Annotated in this window: 12 protein-coding genes; 8 read left to right on the forward strand and 4 right to left on the reverse strand. The window is 63.7% G+C overall.

The features are described from left to right. Positions 1 to 23 precede the first annotated feature (23 nt). The gene (locus J5M67_RS04365) at positions 24 to 782 is read left to right on the forward strand and encodes a Nif3-like dinuclear metal center hexameric protein (RefSeq protein WP_207883684.1); all 759 of its coding nucleotides are present in this window, start codon (positions 24 to 26) and stop codon (positions 780 to 782) included. 173 nt (positions 783 to 955) lie between these two features. On the opposite strand, the gene mltB is transcribed toward J5M67_RS04365, so the two are convergent. Continuing rightward, on the reverse strand, positions 956 to 2,062 hold the full coding sequence (mltB, locus tag J5M67_RS04370) for a lytic murein transglycosylase B (protein ID WP_207883686.1): 1,107 nt from the start codon (positions 2,060 to 2,062) through the stop codon (positions 956 to 958). Between the two features lie 348 nt (positions 2,063 to 2,410). Between mltB and cysD the strand changes: the two genes are divergently transcribed. The 3 genes from cysD (at position 2,411) to J5M67_RS04385 (ending at position 5,871) form a co-directional block, all read left to right on the forward strand. Further along, complete coding sequence (gene cysD / locus J5M67_RS04375) at positions 2,411 to 3,328, forward strand: sulfate adenylyltransferase subunit CysD (protein ID WP_207883688.1); 918 nt, start codon at positions 2,411 to 2,413, stop codon at positions 3,326 to 3,328. Between the two features lie 12 nt (positions 3,329 to 3,340). Then, complete coding sequence (gene cysN / locus J5M67_RS04380; protein ID WP_207883695.1) at positions 3,341 to 5,242, forward strand: sulfate adenylyltransferase subunit CysN; 1,902 nt, start codon at positions 3,341 to 3,343, stop codon at positions 5,240 to 5,242. Between the two features lie 152 nt (positions 5,243 to 5,394). Next, on the forward strand, positions 5,395 to 5,871 hold the full coding sequence (locus J5M67_RS04385) for a transposase (RefSeq protein WP_207883697.1): 477 nt from the start codon (positions 5,395 to 5,397) through the stop codon (positions 5,869 to 5,871). A 94-nt stretch (positions 5,872 to 5,965) separates the two neighbouring features. On the opposite strand, the gene J5M67_RS04390 is transcribed toward J5M67_RS04385, so the two are convergent. After that, the gene (locus tag J5M67_RS04390; RefSeq protein ID WP_207883698.1) at positions 5,966 to 6,406 is read right to left on the reverse strand and encodes a YhcB family protein; all 441 of its coding nucleotides are present in this window, start codon (positions 6,404 to 6,406) and stop codon (positions 5,966 to 5,968) included. Between the two features lie 139 nt (positions 6,407 to 6,545). Here J5M67_RS04390 and J5M67_RS04395 point away from each other — a divergent pair, with 139 nt between their 5' ends. The 3 genes from J5M67_RS04395 to zapE all read left to right on the forward strand — a co-directional run bounded on the left by J5M67_RS04395 (position 6,546) and on the right by zapE (position 9,764). Further along, positions 6,546 to 7,172, forward strand: a complete 627-nt coding sequence (locus tag J5M67_RS04395; protein WP_207883699.1) for an alpha/beta hydrolase — start codon at positions 6,546 to 6,548, stop codon at positions 7,170 to 7,172. A 60-nt stretch (positions 7,173 to 7,232) separates the two neighbouring features. After that, a complete protein-coding gene (locus tag J5M67_RS04400) occupies positions 7,233 to 8,573 on the forward strand; it encodes a tryptophan--tRNA ligase (RefSeq protein ID WP_207883700.1) in 1,341 nt (446 codons plus the stop codon). 96 nt (positions 8,574 to 8,669) lie between these two features. Continuing rightward, positions 8,670 to 9,764, forward strand: a complete 1,095-nt coding sequence (gene zapE, locus J5M67_RS04405) for a cell division protein ZapE (protein ID WP_207883702.1) — start codon at positions 8,670 to 8,672, stop codon at positions 9,762 to 9,764. 174 nt (positions 9,765 to 9,938) lie between these two features. Here zapE and J5M67_RS04410 read toward each other — a convergent pair whose 3' ends face one another. Beyond that, entirely contained in the window at positions 9,939 to 10,901 is a 963-nt protein-coding gene (locus J5M67_RS04410) for a hypothetical protein (RefSeq protein WP_207883704.1), read from the reverse strand. A 104-nt stretch (positions 10,902 to 11,005) separates the two neighbouring features. Next, on the reverse strand, positions 11,006 to 11,905 hold the full coding sequence (locus tag J5M67_RS04415; RefSeq protein WP_207884156.1) for a GlxA family transcriptional regulator: 900 nt from the start codon (positions 11,903 to 11,905) through the stop codon (positions 11,006 to 11,008). 252 nt (positions 11,906 to 12,157) lie between these two features. Here J5M67_RS04415 and J5M67_RS04420 point away from each other — a divergent pair, with 252 nt between their 5' ends. Further along, complete coding sequence (locus J5M67_RS04420; RefSeq protein WP_207883712.1) at positions 12,158 to 13,303, forward strand: acyl-CoA dehydrogenase family protein; 1,146 nt, start codon at positions 12,158 to 12,160, stop codon at positions 13,301 to 13,303. Positions 13,304 to 13,306: the final 3 nt, after the last annotated feature.

Consider the following 13,306-nt stretch of genomic DNA (forward strand, 5'->3'; position numbering starts at 1 on the left):
CCGCCGTTGTTGGAGGAATTTCGATGGCTATCGCACTGAGTACGCTGGTCGAGGAAGCGGACCGTTTTCTCGATGCGGCGAAGATCCAGGATTACTGCCCCAACGGCCTGCAGGTCGAGGGGCGCCCACAGGTGCGCCGCATCTTGTCCGGCGTGACCGCCAGCCAGGCGCTGCTGGATGCCGCCGTGGAAGCCGACGCCGATGTGGTGCTGGTGCATCACGGCTATTTCTGGAAGGGCGAGAACCCTTGCGTGGTCGGCATGAAGCAGCGGCGCCTGAAGACCCTGCTGAACCGCGACATCAGCCTGCTGGCCTATCACTTGCCGCTGGACCTGCACCCCGAGGTGGGCAACAACGTGCAGCTCGGCCGCCAGCTCGGCTTTGAGATCGAGGGGCCGCTGGAGCCGGGCAATCCGCGCTCCATCGTGCTGGTCGGCTCGCTGCCCGAGCCCATGTTGCCGAGCGATCTGGCGATCCACGTGCGCGACGTGCTGGGGCGCGAACCGCTGTTGGTGGAAGGCGAGCGGCCGATCCGCCGCATCGCCTGGTGCACCGGCGGTGCCCAGGGCTATATCGACCAGGCGATCGCTGCCGGCGTGGACGCCTACCTGACCGGCGAGGTTTCCGAGCAGACCGTGCACAGCGCTCGGGAAAACGGCATCAGCTTCATTGCCGCCGGCCACCACGCCACCGAGCGATACGGCGTGCAGGCGCTGGGGGATTACCTCGCCAGGCGCTTCGCCGTTGAGCATCTGTTCATCGATTGCCCGAATCCCGCCTGAGAGCCTGATTACGATCTGCTGCGCGTCGGCACAACTGCGTTAAAAACAGGCTCGGAATGCTCATTTACAGCTCGTAAACTCCGCGTCCTCGCCTGTTTTTGCCTTGTTCTGCTCTAGCTCGCGAGATCGTAATCAAGCTCTAGGGCCGGCACGGCCGGCCTCGGCCGGAACGCTTACGGCGTCGTCGCGTAGCGCTGGCGCGCCTGGCCTACGGCCTTGCCCAGTTCCCACACGGCCATGGCGTAGTGGGTGCTGTGGTTGTAGCGGGTGATCACGAAGAAGTTCGGCAGGCCGTACCAGTACTGGTAGTTGCTGCCCATGTCCAGGCGCAGCAGGCTGGCCTGCTGGTGGCCGTTGAGCGAGCCCTGCGGGCGCAGGCCGACGGCGGACAGGGTGGCGACCGGGTACAGGGTCTGGAAGCCATTCTCCAGCGATGGCGCCTGGCCGCTGGCGGGCACCGCCACCATGTCGCCACTGATCCAGCCGTGCTGCTTGAAGTAGTTGGCCACGCTGCCGATGGCGTCGCGCGGGTTCCACAGGTCGATATGACCGTCGCCGTCGAAGTCCACCGCGTACTGGGTGAAGGATGAGGGCATGAACTGCCCGTAGCCCATGGCGCCGGCATAGGAGCCGCGCAGTGCCAGCGGGTCGTCGCCCTCCTTGCGTGCCTGCAGCAGGAACTGCTCCAGTTCGCCGCTGAAGAACTCGGCGCGGCGCGGGTAGGAGAAGGACAGGGTGGCCAGCGCATCGATGATCCGCGTCTTGCCCATCACGCGACCCCAGCGGGTTTCCACGCCGATGATGCCGACGATGATTTCCGGCGGTACGCCATAGGTACGGTAGGCGCGCATCAGGTCGCCCTCGTACTGGTTCCAGAACTGCACGCCATTTTGCACGTTGCCCGGAGTGATGAACTTCTTCCGGTAGCGCAGCCAGGCGCCGTTCGGCCCGCTGGGCGGCGTGTAGGTCGGTGCCTGGCGGTCCATCAGGCGGATTACCCAGTCCAGTTCCTGGGTCTGGGCGAACAGGTCATGCAGGTCCTGCCGGTTGAAGCCGTGCTTGCTCACCATCATGTCGATGAAGCGATTGGCATTGGCATTGTTGGCGTAATCGCCGCGCAGCGGGGTGATCGGCTGCACCGAGCCGAACGTCGGATGGGCGCTCGGGCTGATGAGCGTGGGGGCTTGCGGCTTGGCGGCGGCCTGTGGAGCGGGTGTGGGTTTGCTGCTGCACGCTGAAATCAGGACAAGCAAAGGCAGAGCGAAAGCGATGCGGCGCATGGGAAATCTTCTGGGGCGGGTAAAAGTGCTCGCTATGCTAGCGCAGCGCGCTTTCCAGGCAAGCGCAAGTCGCGAAGTACTGGCTCTCAATCTGTTGCAGGAAGCGTTTTCCGGATGATCGGCAGGGCGTATTCGAGGAGTCATTCGCGGCGCGTTCGGAGCTTCGTATCCCAGGTGCTGGAATGCCATGCAGGCCGGCAATCCCGCGGGCTTCACCAGTGAGCGCGGACGGCTATATGTGTATATTTTTTCGGTATAAAAGGCGCGCCGGTTAGAGTCTCGCGCTGTGTTAGAGTGCGCCCTCGTCTACGGCCCGAAGGCCGTCCATAAGCAATTCCGTGAGTAGCCATGGTCGACAAACTGACGCATCTGAAACAGCTGGAAGCGGAGAGCATCCACATCATCCGCGAGGTGGCCGCCGAGTTCGATAACCCGGTGATGCTGTACTCGATCGGCAAGGACAGCGCGGTGATGCTGCATCTCGCGCGCAAGGCCTTCTTCCCCGGCAAGCTGCCGTTCCCGGTGATGCACGTCGACACTCGCTGGAAATTCCAGGAGATGTACAGCTTCCGCGACAAGATGGTCAGTGACCTGGGCCTGGACCTGATCACCCACATCAACCCCGATGGCGTGGCGCAGGACATCAACCCCTTCACCCACGGCAGCGCCAAGCACACCGACATCATGAAGACCGAAGGCCTCAAGCAGGCCCTCGACAAGTACGGCTTCGATGCCGCCTTCGGTGGTGCCCGCCGCGACGAGGAGAAGTCCCGCGCCAAGGAGCGCGTCTACTCCTTCCGCGACAGCAAGCACCGCTGGGACCCGAAGAACCAGCGTCCCGAGCTGTGGAACGTCTACAACGGCAAGGTGAAGAAGGGCGAGTCGATCCGCGTCTTCCCGCTGTCGAACTGGACCGAGCTGGACATCTGGCAATACATCTACCTGGAACAGATCCCGATCGTGCCGCTGTACTTCGCCGCCGAGCGCGAAGTCATCGAGATGAATGGCGCGCTGATCATGATCGACGACGAGCGCATCCTCGAGCACCTCACGCCCGAGCAGAAGGCCAGCATCCAGAAGAAGATGGTGCGCTTCCGCACCCTGGGCTGCTACCCGCTGACCGGCGCGGTGGAGTCCACCGCCACCACGCTGCCGGAAATCATCCAGGAAATGCTGCTGACGCGGACTTCCGAACGCCAGGGCCGGGTCATCGACCACGATGCCGCAGGTTCGATGGAAGAAAAGAAACGTCAGGGCTACTTCTAAGGTTCTCGCACCATGTCGCATCAATCCGATCTGATCAGCGAGGACATCCTCGCCTACCTGGCCCAGCACGAGCGCAAGGAACTGCTGCGCTTCCTCACCTGCGGCAATGTCGACGACGGCAAGAGCACCCTGATCGGGCGCCTGCTGCATGACTCCAAGATGATCTACGAGGACCACCTCGAGGCCATCACCCGCGATTCGAAGAAAGTCGGCACCACCGGCGATGACGTCGACCTGGCGCTGCTGGTGGACGGCCTGCAGGCCGAGCGCGAGCAGGGCATCACCATTGATGTGGCGTACCGCTACTTCAGCACCGCCAAGCGCAAGTTCATCATCGCCGACACTCCCGGCCATGAGCAGTACACCCGCAACATGGCCACCGGCGCGTCCACCTGCGACCTGGCCATCATCCTGATCGACGCCCGCTACGGCGTGCAGACCCAGACCCGCCGGCACAGCTTCATCGCCTCGCTGCTGGGCATCAAGCACATCGTCGTTGCCATCAACAAGATGGACCTCAAGGACTTCGACCAGGGCGTCTTCGAGCAGATCAAGGCCGACTACCTGCAGTTCGCCGACAAGATCAACCTCAAGACCAATTCCCTGCACTTCGTGCCGATGTCGGCGCTGAAGGGCGACAACGTGGTCAACAAGTCCGAGCGCTCGCCGTGGTACACCGGCCAGTCGCTGATGGAGATCCTCGAGTCGGTCGAGATCGCCGGTGACCGTAACCTCGACGACATGCGCTTCCCGGTGCAGTACGTCAACCGTCCGAACCTGAACTTCCGTGGCTTCGCCGGTACCCTGGCCAGCGGCATCGTGCGCAAGGGCGACGAAGTCGTGGCCCTGCCGTCGGGCAAGGGCAGCAAGGTCAAGTCCATCGTCACCTTCGAGGGTGAGCTGGAGCAGGCCGGTCCCGGCCAGGCCATCACCCTGACCCTGGAAGACGAGATCGACGTTTCCCGCGGCGACATGCTGGTGCACGCCGACAATCGTCCGCTGGTGACCGACGGCTTCGACGCCATGCTGGTGTGGATGGCCGAAGAGCCGATGCTGCCGGGCAAGAAGTACGACATCAAGCGCGCCACCAGCTACGTGCCGGGCTCCATTCCGAGCATCGCCCACAAGGTGGACGTGAATACTCTGGAAGAGACTGCCGCCAGCGAACTCAAGCTCAACGAGATCGCCCGCGTGAAGGTCAGCCTGGATGCGCCGATTGCGCTGGACGGCTACGGTCAGAATCGCACCACCGGCGCCTTCATCGTCATCGACCGCCTGACCAACGGCACCGTCGGTGCGGGCATGATCATCGCCGCGCCGCAGGCGGGCCATGGCACTTCCACCCACCACGGTGCCAACGCCCACGTCGCTCGTGAAGAACGCGCTGCACGCTTCGGCCAGCAACCGGCCACCGTGCTGTTCAGCGGCCTCTCCGGCGCTGGCAAGAGCACCCTGGCCTACGCCGTGGAGCGCAAGCTGTTCGACATGGGCCGCGCGGTCTATGTGCTGGATGGCCAGAACCTGCGCCATGACCTGAACAAGGGACTGCCGCAGGATCGCGCCGGCCGCACCGAAAACTGGCTGCGCACTGCTCACGTGGCCAAGCAGTTCAACGAAGCCGGGCTGCTCAGCCTGTGCGCCTTCGTCGCCCCGAGCGCCGAAGGCCGCGAGCGCGCCAAGTCCCTGATCGGAGCGGAGCGCCTGATCACCGTCTACGTCCAGGCGTCTCCGCAGATCTGCCGCGAGCGTGATCCGCAGGGCCTGTATGCCGCCGGCCAGGACAACATCCCGGGCGAGTCCTTCCCCTACGACGTGCCGCTGGATGCCGATCTGGTGATCGACACCCAGACCCAGTCGGTGGAAGACGGCGTCAAGGCAGTCCTCGACCTGCTCCGCCAGCGCGGCGCGATCTGATCGCATGGCGCTGAACTGAAAAAGCCCCGCACCTGCGGGGCTTTTTCTTTGGTGATGCCCAACTTTTCCTCTGCGTAGTACGGAAGGGGCTGCTTTCGTAGGAGCGGACCTTGTCCGCGAAATCCGTCCATCCCACACGAGGATGTCCGGCTATGTCCCATCCTGCTTTTCCCTATGTGCCTGGCAACCGCGCTTTGCGCAAAGGGCGTTCGTCGATTCCAGGCAGTGTGTACCTCATTACAGTCACCACTGAGCATCGAGCTGCTGTCTTTATCGACTTCAATCGTGCCTGCGTCGCTTCATCGTCGTTTACACGACCGTCGGTGCTCGGCCGAAACAGGCTGCTCGCCTGGGTTTTGATGCCGGATCACGTCCACTGGCTGCTTCAGCTGGGCAATGGCGAGGACTTGGCCAAATCGGTTGGACGAATGAAGGCTGTCAGTGCGCGAGAGGTGCGCCGCAAGCGGGGATGGCAGGACGCCGTATGGGCGTCCGCTTTCCATGACCGGACGCTACGAAGGGAAGAGGATTTAGTCGCGATTGCACGATATGTCGTAGCCAATCCGTTGCGTGCGGGATTGGTCAGAGCGGTGAGGGAGTATCCCTTTTGGGATGCGGTGTGGTTGTGAGGATTTCGCGGACAAGGTCCGCTCCTACAAGAGCGCTGGCCACGATGCACAAAAAAGCCCCGCAAATGCGGGGCTTTTTCTACGGAACGGAGACTCAGTACTTGCCTTTCAGCCCATATGTCTCGTCCAGCGTGCCCGGGCCTTCACTCGGCTTGGGCGCGTAGTCGCGCGGTGCTTCGTTGTTCGCCGGCGGGGTCAGGCGCTCGCGGCGCTCGGGGTATTCGTCGGCGTGCAGGGCGGCCAGCAGGCGCTGCTTGGTCTGCTCGTCCAGGGCCAGACGTTCGGCGCCCTCGGACAGGTGATCCTGAACGTCCTGATAGCTCTGGGTGAGCTTCTTCATCAGGCTGGCGGAGGTGTTGAAGTGGGTCACCACTTCGCGCTGGTAACTATCGAAACGATCCTGCATGTCATCCACCTGGCGCTGCAGCTTGTTCGGCGCGGCGTTGGGGAGCAGGCGGGCGATCAGGAAGCCGATGGCGCCCCCGACGATCAGGGCGAGTAGCGGCAGCAACCAGGTGGTGAGGGACTGTTCCACGCGAATCCTTCCTCTATAGACGGCTTTGCTTTACGTTAGCGGCTTGCACCTGTGCTTGTATACCGTGGCGAACGCTTCGCCGCCTGCGCAGGTATTGTGCTAGACGAGACGACCCGCCACGGGGTCACGGAGTTGTTGTTTGACCACCCGCGAAATCCCTCTGTTCCTCGATGGCCCCGACGGCCAGCTGGAAGCCCTGCACCTCGCCACAGCTGACGCCAACGGCGTCGCGCTGATCTGTCATCCGCACCCGCTGTTCGCCGGCACCATGCAGAACAAGGTGGTCGCTACCTTGCAGCGCGCCGCACGGGATGCAGGATACGCCACGCTTCGTTTCAATTTTCGGGGCGTGGGTCAGAGCGGCGGCAGTTATGCCGAAGGCCGTGGCGAGATCGATGACGCACTGGCTGCCGCGCGCTGGCTGGCCGAACAGCATCCGGGCCTGCCGCTGACGCTGATGGGCTTTTCCTTCGGCTCCTGCGTGGCTGGCAACGCCGCCGAGCGCCTGGAAGAGGAGGGCGCCGCGCTGACGCAACTGTTCATGCTGGCGCCGCCGGTGGAGCGTTTCGATGTCGACCTGCCCGAACGCTGCCCGCTCACGGTGATCCAGCCGGAGGCCGACGAAGTGGTCACGCCCGAGCGTGTCTACGCCTGGAGTGCCGAGCTGAGCAAGCCGCACGAACTGATCCGCATCCCCGAGTGCAGCCATTTCTTCCACGGCAAGCTGATCGAGCTCAAGGACCTGATACAGGCCCGGCTCGCCTAGGCCGCCGAGCCGCGTTACCATCCGGCCCGCCATTTCATTTGTGTTGATTCCTGGATTCCCATGACGACCCGTATCCTGACCGGCATCACCACCACCGGTACTCCGCACCTGGGCAACTACGCCGGCGCCATTCGCCCGGCCATCGTCGCCAGCCGCGATCCGCAGGCAGATTCCTTCTATTTCCTGGCCGACTACCACGCGCTGATCAAGTGCGATGACCCGGCGCGCATCCAGCGTTCGCGCCTGGAGATCGCCGCCACCTGGCTGGCCTGCGGCCTGGATGCTGACAAGGCGACCTTCTATCGCCAGTCCGACATTCCCGAAATCCCCGAACTGACCTGGCTGCTCACCTGCGTCAGCGCCAAGGGCCTGCTCAACCGCGCCCACGCCTATAAGGCCTCGGTGGACAAGAACGTCGAGGCCGGCGAAGACCCGGATGCCGGCGTCACCATGGGCCTGTACAGCTACCCGGTGCTGATGGCCGCGGACATCCTGATGTTCAACGCGCACAAGGTGCCGGTCGGCCGCGACCAGATCCAGCACGTGGAAATGGCCCGCGACATCGGCCAGCGCTTCAACCACCTGTTCGGCAACGGCAAGGAACTGTTCACCCTGCCCGAGGTGGTGATCGAGGAAGACGTGGCGACCCTGCCGGGCCTGGACGGTCGCAAGATGTCCAAGAGCTACGACAACACCATCCCGCTGTTCGGCAGCGCCAAGCAACTCAAGGACGCCGTGGCCCGCATCGTCACCGACTCCCGCGCGCCGGGCGAGCCGAAGGACCCGGACAACTCGCACCTGTTCACGCTCTACCAGGCCTTCTCCACCCACGAGCAACAGGCGGCGTTCCGCGCCGAGCTGCTCGGCGGCCTGGCCTGGGGCGAAGCCAAGCAGCGCCTGTTCGAGCTGCTCGACAACGAGCTGGGCGAGGCCCGTGAGCGTTACCACGCGCTGATCACCCGTCCGGCTGATCTGGAAGACATCCTCCTGGCCGGCGCCGCCAAGGCCCGCCGCATCGCCACCCCGTTCCTCGGCGAACTGCGCGAGGCCGTCGGCCTGCGTTCGTTCCGCGAGCAGGTGCAGGTGGCGACCGAAGGCAAGAAGAAAGCCGCCAAGGCCGCGCGTTTCGTCAGCTTCCGCGAGGACGACGGCTTCCGCTTCCGCCTGCTGGATGCCGCGGGCGAGCAGCTACTGCTGTCCATCGCCTTCGCCGATGGCAAGGCCGCGGGCCAAGTGACCAAGCGCCTGCAATCCGAGGCGCTTGACCTGCACGCCGAGCTGAATGCCTTCAGCGTGCGCCTGGATGGCAAAGCCGTGGCCTACAGCCCGGAATTCTCCACCGACGCGGAGCGCGACGCCGCCATGCAGCGTCTGCGCGAGGCCCTCGCTCCCCAGGAGTGACGGCTCTGGCAGGCCGGTCCGACTACCGGCTAATTGCCAAGCAACGGGGGCGCCGCTAAAGTGTGCGCCCCCGTTTTCGTTACCTTGCTACCGATCATGACGCCTCTTCAGCGCTACCAGGAAGATCTGAAACGCCCCGATTTCTTCCACGACGCCGCGCAAGCGAACGCCGTGAAGCATCTGCAACGCCTCTATGACGATCTGGTCGCCGCCGAAAAAGGCAAGACCGGGCTGTTCGGCAGATTGCTGGGCAAGAAATCCCAGGAGCCGGTGAAGGGCCTGTATTTCTGGGGCGGCGTCGGCCGTGGCAAGACCTACCTGGTGGATACCTTCTTCGAAGCGCTGCCGTTCAAGCAGAAGATGCGCACGCACTTCCACCGCTTCATGAAGCGCGTCCACGAGGAAATGAAGACCCTCAAGGGCGAGAAGAACCCGCTGACCATCATCGGCAAGCGTTTCGCCGACGAGGCCCGGGTGATCTGCTTCGACGAATTCTTCGTCTCCGACATCACCGACGCGATGATCCTCGCGACCCTGCTGGAAGAGCTGTTCAAGAACGGCGTCAGCCTGGTGGCGACCTCCAATATCGTGCCGGACGGCCTGTACAAGGACGGCCTGCAGCGCGCCCGCTTCCTGCCGGCCATCGCCCTCGTCAAGCAGTACACCGAAGTGGTCAACGTCGACAGCGGCGTGGACTACCGCCTGCGCGCCCTGGAGCAGGCCGAGCTGTACCATTGGCCGCTGTCCGAGCAGGCCGAACAGGCCATGACCCGCGACTTCAAGGCGCTGACCCCGGAATGTGCCGCGGCGACCCGCGATGACGCGCTGATGATCGAGAATCGCGAGATCCGCGCGCGCATCACCTGCGACGACGTGGCCTGGTTCGAATTCCGCGAGCTGTGCGACGGTCCGCGCAGCCAGAACGACTACATCGAGCTGGCGAAGATCTTCCACGCCATCCTGATTTCCAACGTCGAGCAGATGAACGTGGCCAAGGACGACATGGCCCGCCGCTTCATCAACCTGGTGGACGAGTTCTACGACCGCAACGTCAAGCTGATCCTCTCCGCCGAAGTGGAGCTCAAGGACCTGTACACCGGCGGCCGCCTGGAGTTCGAATTCCAGCGCACGCTCAGCCGTCTGCTGGAAATGCAGTCCCACGAATACCTGAGCCGCCCGCACCGTCCCTGACGGTTCTGCGAACGAAAAAGGCTGCCCGAGGGCAGCCTTTTTTGTTTTGGGAAATGCTGGGCGCTGCCTGTAGGAGCGAGCTTGCTCGCGAACCGCCCAGCGCCGGAGTTGGCGGGGAGATGTTCGCGAGCAAGCTCGCTCCTACGAAAAGCCCTCCGGCGTGGATGGTAGCGATCAGCGCTGCGCCATCTCCTGCTGCGCCTTCTTCAGCAATTGCTGGGCATGGGCGACTTCCAGCGCCTCCATGGCGTTGATCGGCTGGATCGCCACGGCTTTCTTCAGCTGCTCCAGCGCCTTCTGATCCTCATCTTCTCCGTACACATAGGTCAGCGCGTTGGCATATTCGTAGTGCCCGATCGGCAAGTCGCTGGCGGCACGGAAGGAGCGGGCGAAGTACTGCTCCATCTGGTCCGCGCTGACCCCGTAGGTCATCTTGCCCACCAGCTTGCCGACCTTGCGGATCACACCGGCTTCGTAGCCACCATAGAGCGCCAGGGCGAACGGTTGGTTGGGCTGCTTGGCCAGCAGTGCATCCAGCTCCTTGGGAATCTGGCCGGTGTAACCGCGCTTGAGCACCACTGGCACGGGCAGGTCTTCGGCCAGGCGAGCCTTGGCGTAGGCGCGGCCAAACTGGGCGATGGGGTCGGCATTGAGCAGCGGGCCGGCCTGGTCGGTGTAGCTGATCACTTCTTCCAGCAGGCGCTGTTTCTCTTCCTGGTTCGGCGCCAGGAACAGGGCGTAGAGGGTCTGGGCGAACATCGCCGGTACCTGGCCGCCGACGTCCAGCGCCAGACCGTCCTTCTTGGCCTGGGCGAAGTCGCCGCGGAACACCTTGCGCCACACGTCCTGCAGCTTTTCTGCGTAGACCTGGGCTTCCTCCGGCTTGCCGCTGAAACCGGTGCCGGCGGCCACGGTTTTCTCCAGGGCGTCGGGATGCCGGGTGGCCATGGTCACCACCCAGTCGGCATCGGGGAAGGGGTAGTTGCCGAAGCCGCGGGTCAGCTTCGGCCAGGCGGCGCGCAGCTTGTCGCCGCTGTAATCGAAGGCGCTCTGGTCATAAGGGAAAGGTTTCCAGGTGTCGTCCGCCACAGCGGTGAGGCTGAAGGCGGCCAGCAGGGCAAGCAGAAAGCGGCGCATGGCGATATCCCGTCGGGTTCTTGTTGTCGAAACTGCTCTTGAGCGAGTCAGCCGATCATAGGACGCACCCCACGTCCGCGAACCCATCCTAGGAATGGCGTGTTTCAGCCTTCCTTCTGTTCGTACTGGCGTCGGTAATGGTTCGGAGACAGCCCGGTGTGCTGGCGGAACAGGCGAGCGAAAAAGCTGGCGTCGTCGTAGCCGACTTCGTAGCTGATGGTCTTGATGCTCTTGCGGGTGGTCGACAGCAGGTTGCGCGCAGTCTCGATGCGCAGGCGCTGCAGGTAATGCAGCGGCTTGTCGCCGGTAGCCGCCTGGAAGCGCCGCATGAAGTTGCGGATGCTCATGCCGTGATCGCGGGCCACGTCCTCGAAGCGGAACTTGTCGCAGAAGTGTTCTTCCAGCCAGTGCTGGATCTGCAGGATCGTCGGGTCATGATGCAGTTTCTGCCCGCCGAAGCCCAGGCGCCCCGGCGTGTAGGTGCGCTGCACCTCGTAGAGGATGTCGCGGGCAACGCCCTGGGCGACGGTGGCGCCGCAGAAGTGCTCGATCAGATAGATGTACAGGTCGCGCACCGAGGTCAGGCCGCCAGCGCTGTAGATGTTGTCGGCGTCGACGATGTGCTTGTCCTGGTTCAGCAGCACCTTGGGGTAGCGCTCGGCGAATTCGCGGAAGAAGCGCCAGTAGGTGGTCGCTTCCTTGCCATCGAGCAGGCCGGCCTCGGCCAGCCAGAACACGCCGGACACCTCGCCGCAGAGCACGCTGCCGGCAGCGTGGCGTTCACGCAGCCAGGGCAGTACTTCCGGGTAACGGCTGAAGAGTTCGTCGAAGTCGCCCCAGAAGGCGGGAAGGATCACCAGCTCCGGTTCGTCCAGCGCGCCCTGCACCGGCAGTGTGTCGCCGCTGAAGCTGATCACGGGCTTGCCGTCCGGGCTGATGATGCGGATTTCGAAGCCGGGTTGCAGGCCCAGGCCTTGCTGACGGCCGTGACGCAGGCTGGCCATGTGGAAGAAGTCCTTGGCCTGCATCAGCGTGGAGCCGAAGACCCCATGGGTGGCGAGGATGCTGACGCGGCGCAGCACGCTGGAAGCTGGAGTGGGCATCGATTCTTGTGCTTCTTATGGATGTCTTGGCATGACGCTAAAGTGGTCATGATGCGGCGGGATCGTCTTATTTTTTGGCGAAAGTGTCCAGTGCAGAGCGGTTCGCGCTGGCCTACAGTCGGCCTTCCAATAATTCCTACAACCGATCCGCAGGTGCGCCGCATGATTCCAAGAACCCTGTTCAGTTCCGACCACGAGCTGTTTCGCGACAGCGTCCGCAAGTTCCTCGAACAGGAGGCGGTGCCCTTTCATGCCCAGTGGGAAAAGGACGGTCATGTCGACCGTCAGCTGTGGAACAAGGCCGGCGAGGCGGGGATGCTTTGCTCGCACCTGCCCGAGGCCTACGGCGGCATGGCAGCGGATTTTCTCTACAGTGCCGTGGTGATTGAGGAGATCGGTCGTCTGGGGCTGACCGGTATCGGCTTCTCCCTGCATTCGGACATCGTCGCGCCCTACATCCTTCACTACGGCAGCGAAGAGCTGAAGCAGCGCTACCTGCCCAGACTGATCTCCGGTGAAATGGTCTCGGCCATCGCCATGACCGAGCCGGGCGCCGGCTCCGACCTGCAGGGCGTGAAAACCACCGCCGTGCTGGATGGCGACGAGTACGTGATCAACGGTTCCAAAACCTTCATCACCAACGGTTGGCTGGCCGACCTGGTGATCGTGGTCGCCAAGACCGATCCCAAGGCCGGCGCCAAGGGCACCAGCCTGTTCCTGGTGGAGGCGGGGACGCCGGGCTTCTCCAAGGGCAAGCGCCTGGAAAAGGTCGGCATGAAGGCCCAGGACACCTCCGAGCTGTTCTTCCAGGACGTGCGCATTCCCAAGGAAAACTTGCTGGGCAAGGAAGGGCAGGGCTTCATCTACCTGATGCAGGAGCTGCCCCAGGAGCGCCTGACCGTGGCCCTCGGCGCACTGGCGTCGGCTGAGGCGGCGTTGAAGTGGACGCTGGATTACACCCGCGAGCGCAAGGCTTTCGGCAAGTCCGTCGCGGACTTCCAGAACACGCGCTTCAAGCTGGCGGAAATGGCCACCGAGATCCAGGTGGGTCGCGTCTTCGTCGACCGCTGCCTGGAGCAGCACCTGGAGGGCAAGCTGGACGTGCCTACCGCGGCGATGGCCAAGTATTGGACCACCGACCTGCAGTGCAAGGTGCTCGACGAGTGCGTGCAACTGCACGGTGGCTACGGCTTCATGTGGGAATACCCGATCGCCCGCGCCTGGGCGGATGCGCGGGTGCAGCGCATCTATGCCGGCACCAACGAGATCATGAAGGAGATCATCGCCCGCGCGCTGTGACCG

The sequence above is a fragment of the Pseudomonas sp. 30_B genome, assembly GCF_017491605.1.
In the GTDB taxonomy this organism is placed as follows: domain Bacteria; phylum Pseudomonadota; class Gammaproteobacteria; order Pseudomonadales; family Pseudomonadaceae; genus Pseudomonas.

Excerpts from the sequence above, each read along its gene's own strand:
- J5M67_RS04385 (WP_207883697.1), top strand. The coding sequence starts at position 5,395 with ATGTCCCATCCTGCTTTTCCCTATGTGCCTGGCAACCGCGCTTTGCGC.
- J5M67_RS04400 (WP_207883700.1), top strand. The coding sequence starts at position 7,233 with ATGACGACCCGTATCCTGACCGGCATCACCACCACCGGTACTCCGCAC.
- zapE (WP_207883702.1), top strand. The coding sequence starts at position 8,670 with ATGACGCCTCTTCAGCGCTACCAGGAAGATCTGAAACGCCCCGATTTC.
- J5M67_RS04410 (WP_207883704.1), bottom strand. The coding sequence starts at position 10,901 with ATGCGCCGCTTTCTGCTTGCCCTGCTGGCCGCCTTCAGCCTCACCGCT.
- J5M67_RS04365 (WP_207883684.1), top strand. The coding sequence starts at position 24 with ATGGCTATCGCACTGAGTACGCTGGTCGAGGAAGCGGACCGTTTTCTC.
- cysD (WP_207883688.1), top strand. The coding sequence starts at position 2,411 with ATGGTCGACAAACTGACGCATCTGAAACAGCTGGAAGCGGAGAGCATC.
- J5M67_RS04415 (WP_207884156.1), bottom strand. The coding sequence starts at position 11,905 with ATGGCCAGCCTGCGTCACGGCCGTCAGCAAGGCCTGGGCCTGCAACCC.
- cysN (WP_207883695.1), top strand. The coding sequence starts at position 3,341 with ATGTCGCATCAATCCGATCTGATCAGCGAGGACATCCTCGCCTACCTG.
- mltB (WP_207883686.1), bottom strand. The coding sequence starts at position 2,062 with ATGCGCCGCATCGCTTTCGCTCTGCCTTTGCTTGTCCTGATTTCAGCG.